The sequence below is a fragment of the Sporosarcina thermotolerans genome, assembly GCF_042658975.1.
Classification (GTDB): Bacteria; Bacillota; Bacilli; order Bacillales_A; family Planococcaceae; genus Sporosarcina; species Sporosarcina thermotolerans.
This window is the reverse complement of the sequence record NZ_JBHSRM010000011.1, coordinates 65,100-82,405: the sequence shown is the minus strand read 5'-3', so window position 1 is coordinate 82,405 and position 17,306 is coordinate 65,100. Positions and strand designations below refer to the sequence as shown.

The 17,306-nt window shown below is 40.5% G+C and carries 17 protein-coding genes and 1 other annotated feature; of the genes, 10 read left to right on the top strand and 7 right to left on the bottom strand.

Annotated features, from left to right (window positions below; translation table 11 throughout):
- Positions 1-49: 49 nt before the first annotated feature.
- Entirely contained in the window at positions 50-1,027 is a 978-nt protein-coding gene (locus ACFPZG_RS06810) for a DMT family transporter (protein ID WP_283733328.1), read from the top strand.
- Positions 1,028-1,278: 251 nt separating this feature from the next.
- Entirely contained in the window at positions 1,279-1,572 is a 294-nt protein-coding gene (locus ACFPZG_RS06805; protein WP_283733327.1) for an RNA polymerase alpha subunit C-terminal domain-containing protein, read from the top strand.
- 66 nt (positions 1,573-1,638) lie between these two features.
- Here ACFPZG_RS06805 and yiaA read toward each other — a convergent pair whose 3' ends face one another.
- The gene (gene yiaA, locus ACFPZG_RS06800) at positions 1,639-2,109 is read right to left on the bottom strand and encodes an inner membrane protein YiaA (RefSeq protein WP_317941182.1); all 471 of its coding nucleotides are present in this window, start codon (positions 2,107-2,109) and stop codon (positions 1,639-1,641) included.
- Between the two features lie 222 nt (positions 2,110-2,331).
- On the opposite strand from yiaA, the gene ACFPZG_RS06795 reads away from it, so the two are divergent.
- The gene (locus ACFPZG_RS06795) at positions 2,332-3,324 is read left to right on the top strand and encodes an LLM class flavin-dependent oxidoreductase (protein ID WP_283733326.1); all 993 of its coding nucleotides are present in this window, start codon (positions 2,332-2,334) and stop codon (positions 3,322-3,324) included.
- A gap of 84 nt (positions 3,325-3,408) precedes the next feature.
- Here the strand turns inward: ACFPZG_RS06795 and cdaS are convergent, their stop codons facing one another.
- Both cdaS and ACFPZG_RS06785 read right to left on the bottom strand, forming a co-directional pair.
- A complete protein-coding gene (gene cdaS, locus ACFPZG_RS06790; RefSeq protein WP_283734542.1) occupies positions 3,409-4,023 on the bottom strand; it encodes a sporulation-specific diadenylate cyclase CdaS in 615 nt (204 codons plus the stop codon).
- Between the two features lie 160 nt (positions 4,024-4,183).
- On the bottom strand, positions 4,184-4,567 hold the full coding sequence (locus tag ACFPZG_RS06785; protein ID WP_317941181.1) for a RidA family protein: 384 nt from the start codon (positions 4,565-4,567) through the stop codon (positions 4,184-4,186).
- Between the two features lie 344 nt (positions 4,568-4,911).
- Between ACFPZG_RS06785 and ACFPZG_RS06780 the strand changes: the two genes are divergently transcribed.
- The 5 genes from ACFPZG_RS06780 (at position 4,912) to ACFPZG_RS06760 (ending at position 9,663) form a co-directional block, all read left to right on the top strand.
- A complete protein-coding gene (locus tag ACFPZG_RS06780) occupies positions 4,912-6,240 on the top strand; it encodes an allantoinase (protein WP_317941180.1) in 1,329 nt (442 codons plus the stop codon).
- Positions 6,241-6,650: 410 nt separating this feature from the next.
- On the top strand, positions 6,651-6,968 hold the full coding sequence (locus ACFPZG_RS06775; RefSeq protein WP_317941179.1) for a PadR family transcriptional regulator: 318 nt from the start codon (positions 6,651-6,653) through the stop codon (positions 6,966-6,968).
- Positions 6,968-7,510: a DUF2812 domain-containing protein gene (locus ACFPZG_RS06770; protein ID WP_317941178.1), complete on the top strand. Its 543-nt coding sequence runs from the start codon at positions 6,968-6,970 to the stop codon at positions 7,508-7,510. The genes ACFPZG_RS06775 and ACFPZG_RS06770 overlap by 1 nt, the downstream gene beginning before the upstream one ends.
- Position 7,511: 1 nt before the next feature.
- A complete protein-coding gene (locus ACFPZG_RS06765; protein WP_317941177.1) occupies positions 7,512-8,444 on the top strand; it encodes an ABC transporter ATP-binding protein in 933 nt (310 codons plus the stop codon).
- Positions 8,437-9,663 (top strand): ABC transporter permease, encoded by a 1,227-nt coding sequence (locus ACFPZG_RS06760; protein ID WP_317941176.1) that lies wholly within the window; start codon positions 8,437-8,439, stop codon positions 9,661-9,663. Before ACFPZG_RS06765 ends, ACFPZG_RS06760 begins: the two co-directional genes overlap by 8 nt.
- Positions 9,664-9,917: 254 nt before the next feature.
- Here ACFPZG_RS06760 and ACFPZG_RS06755 read toward each other — a convergent pair whose 3' ends face one another.
- The 3 genes from ACFPZG_RS06755 to ACFPZG_RS06745 are packed head-to-tail and all read right to left on the bottom strand — an operon-like array spanning position 9,918 to position 11,577.
- Complete coding sequence (locus ACFPZG_RS06755; protein ID WP_283733321.1) at positions 9,918-10,655, bottom strand: pirin family protein; 738 nt, start codon at positions 10,653-10,655, stop codon at positions 9,918-9,920.
- Between the two features lie 15 nt (positions 10,656-10,670).
- Positions 10,671-11,201, bottom strand: a complete 531-nt coding sequence (locus ACFPZG_RS06750; RefSeq protein WP_381426446.1) for a methylated-DNA--[protein]-cysteine S-methyltransferase — start codon at positions 11,199-11,201, stop codon at positions 10,671-10,673.
- 22 nt (positions 11,202-11,223) lie between these two features.
- Positions 11,224-11,577 carry a glyoxalase superfamily protein gene (locus ACFPZG_RS06745; RefSeq protein ID WP_283733320.1) on the bottom strand — a complete coding sequence of 118 codons (354 nt, stop codon included), beginning with the start codon at positions 11,575-11,577 and terminating at the stop codon, positions 11,224-11,226.
- Positions 11,578-11,886: 309 nt separating this feature from the next.
- On the opposite strand from ACFPZG_RS06745, the gene wrbA reads away from it, so the two are divergent.
- Positions 11,887-12,498, top strand: coding sequence for an NAD(P)H:quinone oxidoreductase (gene wrbA, locus ACFPZG_RS06740; RefSeq protein WP_283733319.1), 612 nt, complete (start codon positions 11,887-11,889; stop codon positions 12,496-12,498).
- Positions 12,499-12,555: 57 nt separating this feature from the next.
- On the opposite strand, the gene ACFPZG_RS06735 is transcribed toward wrbA, so the two are convergent.
- Positions 12,556-13,494 (bottom strand): ring-cleaving dioxygenase, encoded by a 939-nt coding sequence (locus ACFPZG_RS06735; RefSeq protein ID WP_283733318.1) that lies wholly within the window; start codon positions 13,492-13,494, stop codon positions 12,556-12,558.
- 316 nt (positions 13,495-13,810) lie between these two features.
- Positions 13,811-14,050: a binding site (T-box leader), on the top strand.
- A 66-nt stretch (positions 14,051-14,116) separates the two neighbouring features.
- Between ACFPZG_RS06735 and ileS the strand changes: the two genes are divergently transcribed.
- Positions 14,117-17,191, top strand: a complete 3,075-nt coding sequence (gene ileS / locus ACFPZG_RS06730; RefSeq protein WP_381426450.1) for an isoleucine--tRNA ligase — start codon at positions 14,117-14,119, stop codon at positions 17,189-17,191.
- Positions 17,192-17,306: the final 115 nt, after the last annotated feature.

The window sequence follows — 17,306 nt, the reverse complement described above, 5'->3', positions numbered from 1 at the left end:
AATGTGCTTTAATGAGGATATAGAAGGTAATTGAAGGAGACATCTTAGATTGAAGAACAGAATATTGGTTGCCGCTATTTTATGTTTGATTTCTGCAGTATCCTGGGGTGCGATGTTTCCAGTTGCGAACCATGCGTTTCATCATTTAGACCCGTTTTACTTCACTCTTTTTCGCTATGGTTTCGTAACAATCATTTTACTCGTTTGGCTATTATGGAAGGAAGGTAAACAAGCTTTTCGCTTTGAAGGAAAAGGTTGGTCCCTTTGGTTTTTCGGAACGATGGCCTTTACGGTTTATAATCTGCTCATTTTCTGGGGTCAAGACCTGTTGGGTAATCCCGGCACGATGATAGCCTCCATTATGGAATCGTTGATGCCTATGATTTCCATCATCATCGCTTGGCTGTTCATTAAGCAACGACCTCATGCATTTACGATGTTTTGTGTGTTCATTGGGTTTGTAGGAGCTTCATTAGTCGTAACGAAGGGTGATTTTGGTGCCTTCTTTACAGCGTCAAATGACATCATCCCGTCTTTATTGATTCTTATCGCGGTCATTGGGTGGGTTGTTTATACGATGGGTGGTAGCAGATTCAGTAGTGATGGCTGGTCAGCCTTACGTTATTCTACTCTAAGCTGCTTGCTCGGAACTGTGACTGCTGGAATTGTAGTTTTCGTCGTAACGTTGACTGGTTATGTCACTGTACCAACCGCAGAAGCAATAATCATTACAAGCCCTCATATTGCATTCATGGTGATTTTCCCGGGCGTTATTGCCTTGGTCGGATGGAATTATGGTGTCAGTGTTATCAAGCCTTTAAATGGATTACTATTCCTTAACTTCGTACCCGTTACGACATTGGTCATTCAAATTTTTCAAGGTGCAAGCGTCACTGCCTATGACTATGTTGGTACCATTTTCATTATCCTCTCGTTGGTTTCAAATAATATTTATCTTAGATGGCAGCAGGGGAGATTGGAACCGAAAGAGAAATATAAAGGAAGACTTCAAGAAACAGAAGCATGATAAAAAACGACTTCGGCGACGAAGTCGTTTTTTATATACTATCGCCATTCAATTTATTAACTTCCTCAGCTACCCGGATTTCCGATTCGATTGCCCCCTGAATACAAACATGAAGAGTGAACGCATCTTCACCGACAAAATGGACATCGGGGAAAAAGTTGTCGCTCGTGGTTCGTTTGTGATAAATTCGGAAGAGAAGATTATACAGAGATTATAGAGAGGGTAAATTTGAGTGAAGGGGATTAGTACAAATGACAACTTCAAAGAAAACCCTTAGGACTTGTAGCAAAGGACATAACTACTATAAAAGCAGCGACTGCCCGACCTGTCCGATATGTGAGCAAGAACGCAAACCTGACACTGGATTTCTTTCAGGACTATCAGCACCGGCAAGACGGGCGTTGGAAAATAACGGTATTACCTCTTTGCAACAGCTTTCGACATTTAATGAAAAAGAGATTTTGCAATTTCACGGTATGGGGCCAGCTTCTATACCGAAGCTTAGAGATGCTTTGAAGACAAATGGGTTATCATTTAAAAAGTAGGCAAACAAAATCCGACTGAGTGGGTCACACTCAGTCGGATTTTGCAAAAAAAACATCGAAAGCTGCTCAATCCATCCCTCTTACTTTCTGTGTATCCCTAATGTTTTTCTGAACAGTGATGGCTGCAAAGATACTTAGAACAAACGCCATGCCATAAAATCCTTTTTCACTTAAAACGATGCTTCCTGCATTGTACAAGCCGATGCCCATCAATAAAATGGCTATGAGAAGTGCAAGCCAGCTAATGCCATAGTAAATATTCGTGACTGGTATTCCTTCCTGTTTATCTCGTACTGCTTTTTGCAAGGATACGGAAGAATAGAGTCCGAATATCAATATCGCAAAGTAGTATCCTTTTTCGTTCAACTCCATGGTTGCGTTAAACAATCCAATCAGATAAGCTGACGCCCCAATTAACAGCGCTGCCCAGGAAGCCCCTTTGAACGCAGCGGTCGGTTCTCCATCTTTTCTTTCCACTTTCATCTTCGGTTCATTTTGTTTTTCCCTTTCAAATAAATCTTCAATATCATTTTTCATTGAAAATTCACCTACCCCTTAAGATTATCATATCCAATGGGATTTACATCGGTAACCTATTTTTCTGTTTCACATCTATCTTACTAATCATATGTTCGTTCATAGGTTTAAATAACTGGAAAGAAGTTTAAATAGGAGAGATTGAAAGGAAGTTTGCTGTAAGCTGTTTTGTTGTTAATAACTGATGAGGCCAATTAGACTAAAAGAAAGGAGCGGATACATATGAGACTAAGTATATTGGATCAAGCACCGATCACAAAAGGGAATAGTGCGCCTGACGCTTTGAAAAATGCGGAAGAGTTGGCGGTTTTAGGCGATGAGTTAGGCTATCATCGCATGTGGATGGCGGAACACCATGGAACCAACGACTTCGCGAGCTCAGCTCCGGAAGTAGTGGCGGCTCATTTGGCTGCGAAAACGAAAAACATTCGGATCGGGACCGGCGGAGTAATGATGATGCATTACTCACCGTTGAAATTGGCAGAGGTATTCAAAACGTTAAGTGCCTTTTCTCCAGGTCGGATCGATTTCGGCGTCGGTCGGGCACCGGGTGGGGATCAGCGCGCCATCTATGCATTGTCCGAGGGACGTCAGCCCTTATTGCATAATATGTACGAGAAGTTTGATACAGCATTGCAGTTGATCAATGACGAGGTACCGACGGATAAACTATATGATCAGACAATCGCTACACCATCTTATGTCGTTTTACCGGAAGCATGGCTATTGGGTTCGACGGGCAACAGTGCTATCCAAGCAGGAATTAGAGGTGTCGGCTATTCATTCGCACAGTTTTTCAACGGGCAAATGTCGAAGTATATCTTAGATGCGTATAAAGAGAACTTTAAACCTTCCGCTTTTATGGAGAAACCGGAAATCAATGTTTCCTATATGGTGACAACGGCTGAAACAAAAGAAGAGGCGGAATTCGAAGCGAAGCCTCAGGACATTTGGCGTTTGCTATTTATGCAAGGTAGGCTGACATCATTTTTAACGCCTGAAGAGGCAAGTGATTATCCATTAACGGAAATGGACCGTATGACAATAGAAGAGAATCGTAAAGTCCATTTAGTCGGAGATGCAAAAGAAATTGCAGCGAAACTCCAACAAGAGCAGGAGCAATACGGTTTTGATGAAGCGATGATTGTCAGCATCCCTCATTCCCAAGAACAGCGTTTGAATGTGTATCGATTATTAGCAAGGGAATTATTATAGGATTGAATGTTAGATAAAAGCCGGTACGATGTGAAAACTTACATCATATCGGCTATTTTCATTACGTAGGTTTACTTATCCCCTTTACCCGACCAATGTCGTAATCGGATACAGTTCCCCTTTGAAAGCAAATGACACCCGTCCTGTTTCCTCCGACACGACAAGAACAAGCGCATCACTGCGTTCTGTTAAGCCCAAAGCAGCGCGATGCCTTGTTCCTAATTTTTTATCCCCTGTAAATCTGCCGGATAAAGGAAGGACATTTGCGGCGGATACGATTTGGTTTTGATTCACTAACACGGCACCGTCATGGAGTGGACTTCCGGGATAGAAAATGGATTCAATCAATGTATGCGTCAAATCGGCCCCAACTGAAATGCCGGACGTCAACAAAGATTCAAGGGGATCTTCCCGTTGGATTACTATTAATCCACCATGTTTCAATCGTGACATGTTTTGTACACTCGTCGACAATTCGGGATATTTATCGGTAAACGGAGAAAGATAGCAGTTTAAATAGAAAGTGGCGGCTTTCATTTCAATGGATAAAAAATCACCTTTTATTTTTTCGAAATCACCAAGGAGACAGGTCTCCTCATCAAAGATGGCTTCTATATTATTTTGTAAGGCTCTGATAAGCCGACGAATGTCATCTCTAAGTACTTCCTTCATCGGTGAAAAATCGCAATTAATTTTCATTTGATCCACTAAATTCATCTCCCTCATCTTCAAAATACCGTATTCGAAGTTTGTCCATATGGGGATGAATTAATCAAATTCCTTCACAGTTTAGGTGCTCTATAATCGGAAAAACCCACTGAAGCTATAGGCTCAGTGGGTTTCTGTCTGTGCATTTAATTTATTTAGATTTTTTAGCAATCAATTCAATTTCAACCTCTGCCCCAAGTGGCAGTCCCACAACAGCGACACATGTTCTTGCAGGGTAAGGTTTAGAAAATTTTGTTGCATATACTTCGTTCATTGCGGAAAAATTATTCATATCCGTCAAGTAAACATTAGCCTTAACAACATCATCAGGTGTAAGGCTGGCTGCTTCAAGTGCCTCGAATAAGTGATTAAAGCAGAGCTCCGTTTGCCCGGCAATGTCACCCGTCAAATCCTTTGCCCCGACAGAGTTCATTGCAGTTTGACCGGATAAGTAAACTAAATCGCCTGCGTCTACCGCAGCTGAATATGGACCCGATGCAGTTGCACCTTTAACTTCATAAGCTATTCTTGCCATAATGATTCCTCCTTCATTCATTGACCGTCGATTGGACGATTCAACAATCCAATCGTAGTATTGGTAACCGGAAATATCAAATTTTCCGGTTTGGAACAACGGAAATTTGGGGATTTATATTACTTGAGATACCAAAATTATTCGGAATGAATAATAAGGGGAGTTTAGTAAAACATACAGGTCGACAGGAATGAACAAATCATGTTTATGATAATCGAGAGATTTGTTCAAAGTGAACAATGCAGTTGTAGAATCAGGCATATCCCTCATTGTTTACATTATTTGTCTGGTATAATATTTACGAGATAGGTGAAAGAAAAATTCACATCTGGAGGAGTTCAATTATGACTACTTATGATTTACTTATTAAAAATGGAACAATTGTAACAGCAGATACTACGGTTCAAGGTGATATTGCAGTTAAAGACGGAAAAATTGTGGAAGTGTCTACGGGCAAATCATTGGAAGGAACGGCAAATCGTGAAATTAACGCAGAAGGGCTACATATCTTCCCTGGTATGATCGACTCTCATGTTCACTTTAACGAACCTGGAAGAACTGAGTGGGAAGGACTTGAAACAGGAAGCAGAAGCTTGGCAGCTGGCGGGGCAACGTCATTCTTTGACATGCCACTAAATAGCACGCCTCCGACTATCAATAAAGAAAACTTGGAGCTCAAGCGTTCACTTGCAGCTGAAAAATCTATCGTAAATCCATATTTCTGGGGCGGACTTGTACCTGAAAATATTGCTGACTTAAAAGATCTTCATGAAAATGGCGTAATTGGATTCAAGGCTTTCATGTCACCAAGTGGAATTGCTGATTTCAACAATGTAGACGATGAAACGATCTATAAAGGGATGAAAGAGATTGCATCTTTAGGATCCATTTTGGCTGTACACGCAGAGAGTACAGTTATGTGTGATCAACTTGCAAAAGAAAAAATTGAAGCTGGTAAGGTGACGGCAAGGGATTATGTCGAATCACGACCAATCATTTCGGAAATTGAAGCTGTAAGAAGAATTATCTCGTATGCTGAACTGACTGGATGTAAGCTTCATATCGTGCATGCAAGTAGCCGAAAAGTCGTGGAAGTGATCAAAGCAGCGCAACAACGTGGCGTTGACGTTACAGTTGAAACATGCCCACATTACTTGTCATTGACAGTGAAAGACATTGAAGAACAAGGCGTAATTGCAAAATGTGCGCCACCTCTACGAGACGAAGACGAAGTGGAAGATTTGTGGAGAGCAGTTGCTGAAGGTGAAATCACTACAATCGGATCTGACCACTCTCCAGCACCAGCATCCATGAAAGTGATTAAAGACAATATCTTCGACGGCTGGGGCGGTATATCAGGAGCACAGTCCAGCTTAAACATTTTAATTACTGAAGGGCATTTCAAACGTAATGTTCCGTTGGAAAAAATCGTTGAGTTGACAGCAACAAACCCAGCAAAACTGTTCGGTTTAGAAAATAAGGGAACAATCGCAGCTAATTATGATGCTGATTTGACACTTATTGACTTGAACGAAAGCTTCGAGCTGAAAAAGGAAGATCTATTCTACCGTCACCAACACTCTCCTTACATTGGCAAAACCTATAAAGGGGCAGTGAAAACGACTATTGTCGGCGGTGAAGTAGTGTTCGAAAATGGGCAACTAACGAAGTAATAAAATAAACCCCGTTCCAGTTTACTGGAACGGGGTTATTGTTATTTAATACGCATAAAATCGGCGAATGACGCATAAATCTGTACAAATACGCATAAATAATTTTTATGCGTATTTCGCGGAGTTTATGCGTGATTCAGCGTTGTTTATGCATTTTTTTCTCGATTTATGCGTCATTACGGGAATTTATCCTTCAGCTCAAGCCGTTTATGCGTTTCTCCAAGCATTTATGCTTCTTTGTCATTATAAATGATTATTCTCCCTCGATTAATGAGTGTCGCCTTATAGATCCTCCAAAGAACTTTTCGATTAATTCTAAACAAGTAAATAATATGCATTGCCAATATATATCACTTTGTGATATAACATAATTAGATATATCGGAAAGTGATATAGAGGAGGTTTTTTAGTTGGAATCATTTGAGCCGTTAACAGATTCTGTTTTTTATATTATGGCTTCACTTTCGGAACCACGGCACGGGTATGCTGTAATGAGTCTAGTGGAGGAAACGACTAAAGGGTCATTTGTAATTGGCCCTGCGTCGTTATATACGATCATTAAAAAATTGCTCAAGGAACAGTTCATCGTATTACAAGATGAATCTGATTCGCGACGGAAGGTATATGTGTTGACTGAAATAGGAAGACAAGCACTAAAAGCGGATATCGCGCGACGAAAAGTGATGATTGAGATGGCAGAAAAAGGGCTCGAGAGGGGGAGTATTTAATGAGCAAGACTAAGTATGTGGCGTCAAATGGCCTCGCTTTTTCCGAAAAGGCCGATATGAAAATGTTAAGACGTAATGCATTGATGGGTTGGCAATTAAAACGGTTCCGCTTTGCGGGGTACGAGTTGGAAAAAGGCGAAAGTGAAGATGTCATTTTTAGCATTGATTATCGTCAGTTGGAGTTAGATGAGAAAGATGAGTATTTCGAGATGTTTGCTTATGCAGGTTGGACGCATGTTTGTTCAGACTACAATATGCATATTTTTAAGGCGAATAAGGGAACTACACCGATTTATAGTGATACGGAGTCGTCTAAAGAAAAAATTGTTCGTTCGGCTATTCCCGTTCAAACGATTGTCATTTATAGTGTTGCAGTGACATTTGCTTTGTGGCTAACGAAGACATTCACTTACGGAATTGTTCACACAATTAGCACATGGGCTTTTGCCCTTTCGTTTGCAATCACAATTCCTTCCATTATGACATTAGTGGCGACCTATTATCATCGTTTGAAAAAAATAAATAAAAGGAGTTGGGAGTAAAGTGGAAGTCGTTCTATCAGTTGAAGGCTTGGAGAAGTCATTCAAGAATAGGAAAATCATCGAAGGTATTTCCTTTGAAGTGAGAAAGGGGGAAATCATGGCAATATTAGGGCCAAACGGTGCTGGGAAGTCAACAACGATCCGAAGTATCATGGGGATCCTTTATCCGGACGAAGGAGTTGTAAAGTTTCATAATCACAAAGAAGGACAAATACCACGCAATAAAATCGGCTATTTGCCGGAGGAGCGTGGACTTTATCGGAATGTTAAAGTAATGGATATGATTTTATATTTGGCGGAGCTGAAAGACTATCCAGTTAAAAAGGCCAAAGAGCGTACACTTCATTATTTAAAAAAGCTCGGCCTTGAAGGTAAAGAGAAAGTTTCAGTTGAGGAATTATCAAAGGGGATGGCGCAAAAAGTACAGTTTATTGGATCTATCATCCATGAGCCGGAATTACTTATTTTAGACGAACCTTTTTCCGGATTGGATCCTGTCAGTCAGGAAGTTTTTAAGAATGAAATTAAGGAACTTGCTAGAAATGGCACAGCGATTTTATTATCCTCCCACCAAATGAATATGGTTGAAGAAATATGCGATCGATTATTTATGATTCATCGGGGGCAAAAAGTGATTGATGGGACACTAACGGATGTGAAAAATGAGTATGCAAACTTTAAATGCACGATTCGTGGAGAGAATGAATTGGCATTATTAAAGCAACTTCCGCGTGTAAGCCGGGTAGAGCAAAAAGATGGTTTGGCAATCATTCATTTGGCGCAAGACGTCATCATACCAAATTGGCTAAGGCAGTTGCCTGAGTCTTTATCAATTCAAGAGCTATCCATCGACCGGATTTCATTGCATGAAATATTTATCGATATAGCAACGGACCAACATACCGTTAAAGAGGGGGCTGCTATTAATGCGTAATAGTTTTAAGGTAGCTAAATGGGAGATTAAAAGAAATATGACGAATAAGTCTTTCGTTATTTCATTATTTTTAACGCCTATTGCTTTTTTGTTGTTCATGCTCATTCCTCAGTTACTCAATGGAAATGAATCCAAAGAAGTGGTAGACGTTTTCATTCTTGATGAGTTAGGCGTTGCAAATGAAATCGACCGACTTGTGAAATCTGAACAGTTAAATTGGATTGTCCAAATAACTAACATAAATGAGTCAGATATGGGGCAGCAAGTGATTCGCGAAGAAAATGTTGTGTATATTCCTTTTACCGAGAAAGCATTGGATGAAGGGGCCATTCAAGTATATAAAAGCAAAGATGTAAGTGATAGCTTTCTTTATGAAGCAATCGTTCTGGAAGGCCCTTTACGTCAACTTCAATTGGCTCGGCTCGACTTATCCGAAGATCAGAAAAGTGTAATTGCGAAGGGGATTTCTGTTCAGAAGGCTGAATGGCAGGATAATGGAAGAGAAATGGGGGTGGTAGAGGGAGGCGATAATTCGCTGAAGCGGGCTATACCTGGTTTGTTCGCAGCAATTATATTACTTTCGAGTGTGATTACTGGAATGATGATTTTCACTTCTGCCTCACAGGAAAAGAAAGAGAAAGTGGCAGAAGTCATTTTATCTTCCGTAACACCGGGAGAGTTAATGCAAGGGAAAATTATTGGCTATTTTGTGTTAGGAATGACGCAAGTTGCTGTTTGGCTGGCGATTGGATTACCAGTTTTCGTGTGGAAGAGCGAATTGCCAATCATTGAGTACTTATTCGTCCCGCAATTGCTGCTATTGGTTTTATTTGCGATTGCTGGCTATCTATTATTCGCGGCAATTTTCGTTGCAATTGGAGCGACCGTGGAAGATATGACAACGACGGGTAATTTCCAAGGAATTGTTATGATGCTCCCGTTTCTTCCGTTAGTTTTTATCGGTCCGATTTTCGGAGATCCAAGTGGTATCATTGCAAAGGTCGGCTCATTTATTCCATTTACGTCGCCAGCCGTTTGGATTATGCGTTTGTCGTTAGTGGAAGAATGGCCATGGATGGAAATTAGCATTAGCGTAGTCATCCTCCTCGCGACGGTTTGGCTAATGATGAAAGCGGCAGGGAAAGTGTTTGAAATTGGAATGTTGATGCACGGGAAGAACGCTACACCGAAAGAGATCTGGAAGTGGTTATGGATATAGGAGGGTTGCGCATAAAACCGTTGATCAAAAATGTCGGTGAATGTGAGCATATTTCATAAGAATCGCCCAAAAAGCCTACAAATCACGCATAAATCTGTACAAATACGCATAAATAATTTTTATGCGTATTTCGCGGCGTTTATGCGTGATTCAGCGTTGTTTATGCGTTTTTTTCTCGATTTATGCGTCATTACAGGAATTTATCCTTCATCCCAAGCCGTTTATGCGTTTCTCCAAGCATTTATGCTTCTTTATTATTCCTTCAACCCACTAATTGTCCCATCCATAGACATTTCTGCATTCATATCGACAAAGAATAATACAAGTGTCGTGTCTTCATTCGCGACTATAGGTGGAAGCGGAACTTCTAAATCCGTTACCGCCTCTTTTTTACCTACAGTAAGATTTTGAACCGTTATTTCGCCATTCATCACATATAGAAATGGTGTAAGGCCTAAATATACTGGGATTTCCAACTCTTCGCCAGCTTTCGGGTGTGCGTCTAAAATGTAGACGTTTTGCCTGACGTAAAGAGGTGCATCGCTTCCTTCAGGCCCCACCATGACATACCAATCGTGATTGTCTGTTGGTTTGTTATGGAACTGAATTTTGGGTGGAAGATTTGTTGCATTCGGTCGAACGAAGATTTGAAGCATTTCCACTTCATCTTCTTTTACTTTTTCCTCATGCCAAAAGCTTACCCCTGCATTCATCATCATTAATTGCCCACGTGCAATCGGTGCTTCAAAATTAGCTGAATCCTTGTGATGCGTGACACCTGTGCTTATATAACTCAGTATTTCATCATTGACGTGTTCATGCATTTTAACCGTTAAGCCCTTTTTCATAACCGCATGATCAATGATAGCTAACGGTCCAAATGCAGTATCCGAAGTTTTGTTCCTTAAAATATCACCTGGTTGGACACGTGTAATTGTGAATGGACCTCTGAACGGCTGTGCATGATTTTTCGCCTCGAGTTTTTGTATCAATTTGAACTCCTTTGTTTACTTACTAATTTTGTGTTGTGTTTCCAAGTCTAATAACTGCTTCTTCATTTCTAAACCGCCTCGAAACCCTGTCAATTTACCGTTCTTTCCGATAACGCGATGGCATGGAACGGTAATCAGGATTGGATTCGCGCCGATGGCAGTACCTACCGCGCGGACTGATTTTGGTTTTTGGATGCTTTCCGCTATATCAGAATAAGTGACTGTCTCACCATAGGGAATTTCCATTAGAGCCTTCCAAACTGATTGTTGGAATGAAGTTCCATGGAGGTCCAGTGGCAACGTAAAATCCTTCAGTTTTCCCTCTATATAGCCGATTAATTCCAAAGCATAAGGTTCAAGTGCAGCCTTATCTTTTACAAGAAGGTGATCCGGAAGCCGTTTCTTCACCCACTCCTCAAGTTCATCGAATGGGGCATTGTGTGGGCCAAGATAACAAAGTCCTCCTGATGTCGCCCCCATATATATATTCCATTGCCTATGATCCAACAAAGTCCAGTGAACAATATTTACATTGTTCTTCTCCAATTCAATCACCTCCGAAAACTTCTTACTTACATTCCTCGTAAAATATAATTTTATTTGAAAATGGGTCGGTAACATAAAACTCTATCGTATTCCAAGCCGTTTTTTCGATACCGGGGTTAGCGTAGCGATATCCTTTTTTCGATAGATAGTCATGATAGTCCTTTACATTTTGTATCTTAATGCGGATTGAACCACCGGGAGATGCATCACCATGATGTTCGGAAAGATGCAGAACAATTTTATTCTTTGAAATTTGAAGGTAAAGGGGCATGTTGTCCCCAAACTGATGCTGCCAATCCAATTGAAAATCCAAATAATCTAAATAAAACTCCTGCGCTTTTTCGACATCAAAAATCCGAAATATAGGTGTAATCATCTTTGATTTGCCCTCCGCTTCAGAATACAGTCAACTTTTGCAAAACCACTCTTTGTAGTTAAGTATACTTAACAATTTCAGTGAAGAGAAGGGTAAATCGAAGACTTTGAATGACTCCCAACTTTAACTTTCCAAGATGTAAAACCGATAGGTGGAATAAAACTTTTTCTGTTGGGTAATTATATAGACAGTACTGTGCTGAAAAAATATTTTCACAAGTAATTCTGTTGATGAAAAAATAATAAGGATGCAGGTGTGAAAATGGGTTTTTTATCTAGACTATTTGGAAAAACAAAGGAGCCAGAAAAAATGACAAATGTAAAACTAGCAGTAGTATTTTATAGTATGGGCGGTACGAACTATCAATTGGCAAAATGGGCAGCGGATGGTGCAAAAGAGGCCGGCGCTGAAGTTAAAATAGTAAAAGTACAGGAGTTAGCTCCACAGTCAGTAATCGATAGCAACGAAGCTTGGAAAGCAACTGTTAACGCTACAAAGGATGTTCCAGTTGCAACATCAGAGGATCTTGAATGGGCAGATGCAATCATCTTCAGCGTACCTACACGATTTGGGAATATGCCATCCCAGATGAAGCAATTCCTCGATATCCAAGGCGGTTTATGGGCGAGTGGAAAGACGATTAATAAAGTAGTAAGTGCTATGACTTCTGCACAAAATCCACATGGTGGACAGGAAGCTACATTGCTATCCCTTTACACTTCAATGATGCACTGGGGTGCTATTATCGCAACGCCAGGTTATACTGACCCGATCATTTTCGGAGCAGGCGGAAATCCTTACGGGACAAGTGTAACAGTCGGCCAAGATGGAAAAATGATTGAGGATGTGCAGGGTGCTGTGAAGCATCAGGCTAAACGTACAGTTACAGTCTCAGAATGGGTTAAAAAAGGAAACCAGTAAATCATAAATAGAGGCAATCGAATCCAATTCGATTGCCTTTTTTAGTTTACTGTTATGTTAATCTAAAGGACGTACTTCAATCGGAATGAGTGAGTGCTCCAATCTATCACGGAACTGTTCGTATTGAGCAGGAAGCTTCAATTCTTTGCCCATTGTTTCGATTGATTCATCATGTGCGAAACCTGGTGGATCTGTCGCAATTTCGAATAGAATCTCACCTGATTCACGGAAATAAATTGCATTAAAGTAATTGCGGTCTTTTACTTCTGTCACAAGTTGCCCGTTTTCTTGGGCATATTTTTGCCACTCCAAATGATCTTGGTCATCAATAGCACGCCATGCAATATGGTGAACTGTGCCAACGCCCATTGTACCGCGAGCGTCTGTGACCATTTTCAAATCGATGATGTTGCCAATTTCGGAGCTTGCTTTAAAGCGTGTATAATCGCCTTCTGTACCGATTTCCTCCAACCCCATGACGTTTAGTAAAGTCGCTTTAGTTTCTTCAGGACGGCTTGAGTACAATGTTGCTCCGGCAAATCCTTTAATCGCTACATCAGGTGTTACATCACCGAATGTCCAATCATTCGTCGGACCTTTAGCACGTTCCACCAATTCCAAGTGAAGGCCATGTGGATCGTCGAATTGTACAACCTTTTCCCCGAATCGTTCCACTTCTGTGAAAGAAATGTCGAATTTTCTAAGACGATTCACCCAGAAGTCTATGGATCCTTCAGGAATGGCGTATGCCGTTACACCGACTTGACCGTCACCGATACGACCTTGGTATGCGTTTGCCCAAGGGAAGAATGTGATGATTGTTCCAGGATTTCCACCTCCGTCACCAAAATACAAATGATACGTACCTGGATCATCAAAGTTAACTGTTTGCTTTACAAGGCGTAAGCCAAGCACGCCCGCGTAGAAGTCAATATTTTCCTGAGGATGTCCTACAATTGCAGTAATGTGATGAATGCCGGTAGTTTGTTTTTTCATTATTCTTTACTCCTTTTTGTTAGTGTGTGGTATGACTTATTAATAAATACAAAGGAAAATGCCCTTAATATATATAGTTGTTCATTACATAGTTATTAGCAAAGTATTTTATCTCGAATTAAAGTATCTCGAATTCAAGATAAATATATCACAGACCCTTACGAGCGTCAATAAAACAAATTCCAAAATAGCCAGAGGTTTCATGCGAAGTTGACTATCCACAAAAAAGGAGACCCACTTGTCTAATACAATTGAATACAAAGATAAGTTTGACAATTTTTATTTATTCTGTTACAATCAATTCCAATAAAAGCATACAAATTCGTTGATGAGAAAAAGTAGCGTTTCCCCTTGATCTACAGAGAGCTGACATTTTGGTGCAAGTCAGTGTTCAAGTGTTACGTGAATATCCTCTCTGAGAAGTTAGACTGAATTCGTTCACTAAGTCTAATCGGAAGTCCACCGTTAACAGGAACACGTATGATTGTACGTTGCTAAGTGCTATTGATCGGATCAATAGAATTAGGGTGGTATCGCGGTTAACCCCGTCCCTTTCTTGGGACGGGGTTTTTGTGTGCTGTTTATAAAAAAGTTAGGAGCGATATCAATGAACAATCAACGAATGAAAGAAACAGTTGTTCAGCGTGAGGAACGTATTCGAAACTATTGGTCCAAGGAAAGCATTTTTAGTCAATCTGTTACATTCCGAGAGGGGAAGACGCCATTTGTGTTTTATGAAGGACCGCCAACAGCTAATGGTTTGCCCCATGTAGGTCATGCCTTGGGACGGACGATAAAAGATGTAGTGGCAAGATACAAAACGATGCAAGGATTCCAGGTCGAAAGAAAAGCGGGTTGGGATACGCATGGTCTTCCTGTTGAATTAGGAGTTGAAAAACAGCTTGGAATTTCAGGGAAACAGGAGATCGAACGCTATGGCGTGGAGCCTTTTATCAACAAATGCAAAGAAAGTGTATTCACATATGAGAAGAAATGGCGTTCTTTCACGGAGGAATTAGGCTATTGGGTCGACATGGATGACCCTTATATGACGTTAAGCAACGAGTACATTGAAAGTGTATGGAACATTTTAAGTAAAGTTCATAAAGATGGACGATTGTACAAAGGTCATCGTGTATCCCCGTATTGCCCAAGCTGTCAAACTTCTTTAAGTTCACATGAGGTGGCACAAGGCTATAAAAATGTTAAGGACTTATCAGCGACTGTAAAGTTTAAGCGTCTTGATGCAGAGGAATATTTTCTTGGCTGGACGACAACACCGTGGACATTGCCTGCAAATGTGGCACTTGCCATGAACCCCACACTAACATACGTGCGTGCTATAAAGAATGGGGTAATTTATATTGTTGCCAAATCACTTGTTGAAAAAGTGCTTGGTGACGATGCGCTTCTGTTAAGTGAACATCGAGGTGCGGAATTTGAAGGCGTACATTACGCGCCGCCATTTAATTATGTATCTGTCGAGAAAGGCCATCAAGTTGTCGTAGCTGATTATGTAACAGAAGAAAGTGGTACAGGTGTTGTCCACGTCGCCCCAGCTTACGGGGAAGAAGATTATAAAACCGTTCAACAAAATGGATTGTCGTTTATCAATGTTGTAGATCAGGAAGGGCGTTATACAGAAGACGTTGTAGAGCTTGCGGGAAGGTTTGTAAAGGACTGTGATATCGACATCATTAAGATGCTTTCGGAACAAGGAAAACTGTATCATAAGGAAAAATATGAGCACAGCTACCCGCATTGCTGGAGATGTGATTCTCCGTTGCTTTACTATGCAACAGATAGTTGGTTTATCAATATGTCATCTTTAAAGGAGAAAATGCTTGAGAACAATGAAACTGTAACTTGGTATCCAGAGCATATTAAGGATGGCCGGTTCGGTAATTTCCTTGAAAACCTTGTTGATTGGAATATTAGTAGAAACCGCTACTGGGGTACACCTTTAAACGTTTGGGTATGTTCTGATTGCGAGCATGAAGAAGCACCAAGCAATATTGGAGCTCTACAAAAAATAGCCAAATCACGGGTTTCCAACAATATCGAATTGCATAAGCCGTATATCGACGAAGTGGAGTGCACCTGTCCGAAATGTAAAGGTGTCATGCTAAGGACACCTGAAGTCATTGACGTTTGGTTTGATAGTGGTTCGATGCCATTTGCGCAGTACCATTATCCTTTTGGAGATAAGGAAAAGTTCGAATCACAATTCCCTGCAGATGTAGTAATTGAAGGAATAGATCAGACGAGAGGATTTTTCTATAGTCTACTAGCTGTTTCAACCTTATTTACTGGGAAAGCCCCTTATAAGAATGTCTTGTCACTCGGGCATGTGCTGGATGAACATGGGCAGAAAATGTCTAAAAGTAAAGGAAATGCCTTAGATCCGATGGAGCTTCTTGAAGAATATGGGGCAGATGCACTGCGATGGGCTTTCTTGGTTGATAGTTCGCCATGGAATCCAAAACGCTTCTCTAAAAAGATTGTGCAAGATGCAAAATCGAAGTTGGTTGATACATTGGATAATATCTACAAGTTTTTTGAGCTATATTCGAATATAGATGGGTATGTCTATCATAAAGAACAGGTTGGGAAGAGGACGATATTGGATGAATGGATCCTCTCACGACTTCATAGTACGACGAAGCTCGTCACTGTCAATATGGAACGATACCAATTCACCCACGCGACACGTGAAATTGCTACATTAGTCGAAGAGTTGAGTAATTGGTATATACGAAGATCAAGAAATCGTTTTTGGGCTGCTGGTCTTTCAGAGGATAAGCTAGCTGCTTATTCAACACTGTTTGAGGCTTTAAGCACAATTAGCAGGTTGTTGGCACCGTTTGTACCTTATGTTGCAGAGGATCTTTATGTGAAGCTACATCAAAATAGTGTTCATTTACAAGACTATCCTTCGAGTGATGACTCGATGATTAACAACGAATTAGAGGATGATATGAGGACTATCCTGAAGATAGTCGAACTTGGCCGAAGTATCCGGAATACAAATAATATAAAGGTTAGGCAGCCATTACAGAAAATGATTGTCTATTGTAGGGAAGGGGAACGTCTTTCTCAGGCCTACACGAATATAATCAAAGATGAGTTGAATGTGAAAGAGGTTGTCTATACAGAGGATTTGTCGCAATATGAATCCACTCATTTTAAGCTTAATTTCAAAACAGCAGGCGTGACATTCGGAAATTTGGTAAATGCTATTAAATCATATTTGGAACATATTTCTCGAGAGGAGAAGATATCGTTAATTAATAATGGTCAGCTGCAAATCGATGTAAATGGTCAAAACATAACATTGCAAAAAGAACATATCAATATCGAATATGCAATTACCGAGGGCTTCGATTTGGCAGGTGATCAGCATGTAAAAGTTTTGGTGGATACACAGCTTACAGAGGAATTGTTAGAAGAAGGCCGAGTCAGGGAATTAATAAGGGCGGTTCAAGATACCCGCAAGAAAATCAATTTGCCTGTTGAGAAATATATATCGATTCACCTTTCGGCAACAGAAGCTACCAATGAAGTTATTTTGCGTTTCATGGGTTTAATTAAAGATAGTGTACTTGTTCATAGTGTAAATTTGAAAAAAATTGCTGACTCCGATCAGTACTTTGAAGTGAAGTTTGGAGAAGAGATAGTAAAGGTAGCACTTAAGTAGTGGTTTGTATTGATGATGGGACGAAAATAGAATTTGAGGACAAGAACAAATAAAGTTTTACAGTACCATTCATTATAAAAGCGAGCCTTTCGCCGATCATTCAGGGAAGGCTCGC

What these genes read in the sequence shown, in the direction of transcription:
- ACFPZG_RS06795 (WP_283733326.1), top strand. Translation starts at nt 2,332, where the DNA reads ATGAGACTAAGTATATTGGATCAAGCACCGATCACAAAAGGGAATAGT.
- ACFPZG_RS06785 (WP_317941181.1), bottom strand. Translation starts at nt 4,567, where the DNA reads ATGGCAAGAATAGCTTATGAAGTTAAAGGTGCAACTGCATCGGGTCCA.
- cdaS (WP_283734542.1), bottom strand. Translation starts at nt 4,023, where the DNA reads ATGAAAATTAATTGCGATTTTTCACCGATGAAGGAAGTACTTAGAGAT.
- ACFPZG_RS06770 (WP_317941178.1), top strand. Translation starts at nt 6,968, where the DNA reads ATGAGCAAGACTAAGTATGTGGCGTCAAATGGCCTCGCTTTTTCCGAA.
- ACFPZG_RS06780 (WP_317941180.1), top strand. Translation starts at nt 4,912, where the DNA reads ATGACTACTTATGATTTACTTATTAAAAATGGAACAATTGTAACAGCA.
- ileS (WP_381426450.1), top strand. Translation starts at nt 14,117, where the DNA reads ATGAAAGAAACAGTTGTTCAGCGTGAGGAACGTATTCGAAACTATTGG.
- ACFPZG_RS06805 (WP_283733327.1), top strand. Translation starts at nt 1,279, where the DNA reads ATGACAACTTCAAAGAAAACCCTTAGGACTTGTAGCAAAGGACATAAC.
- yiaA (WP_317941182.1), bottom strand. Translation starts at nt 2,109, where the DNA reads ATGAAAAATGATATTGAAGATTTATTTGAAAGGGAAAAACAAAATGAA.
- ACFPZG_RS06735 (WP_283733318.1), bottom strand. Translation starts at nt 13,494, where the DNA reads ATGAAAAAACAAACTACCGGCATTCATCACATTACTGCAATTGTAGGA.
- ACFPZG_RS06745 (WP_283733320.1), bottom strand. Translation starts at nt 11,577, where the DNA reads ATGATTACACCTATATTTCGGATTTTTGATGTCGAAAAAGCGCAGGAG.
- ACFPZG_RS06760 (WP_317941176.1), top strand. Translation starts at nt 8,437, where the DNA reads ATGCGTAATAGTTTTAAGGTAGCTAAATGGGAGATTAAAAGAAATATG.
- wrbA (WP_283733319.1), top strand. Translation starts at nt 11,887, where the DNA reads ATGACAAATGTAAAACTAGCAGTAGTATTTTATAGTATGGGCGGTACG.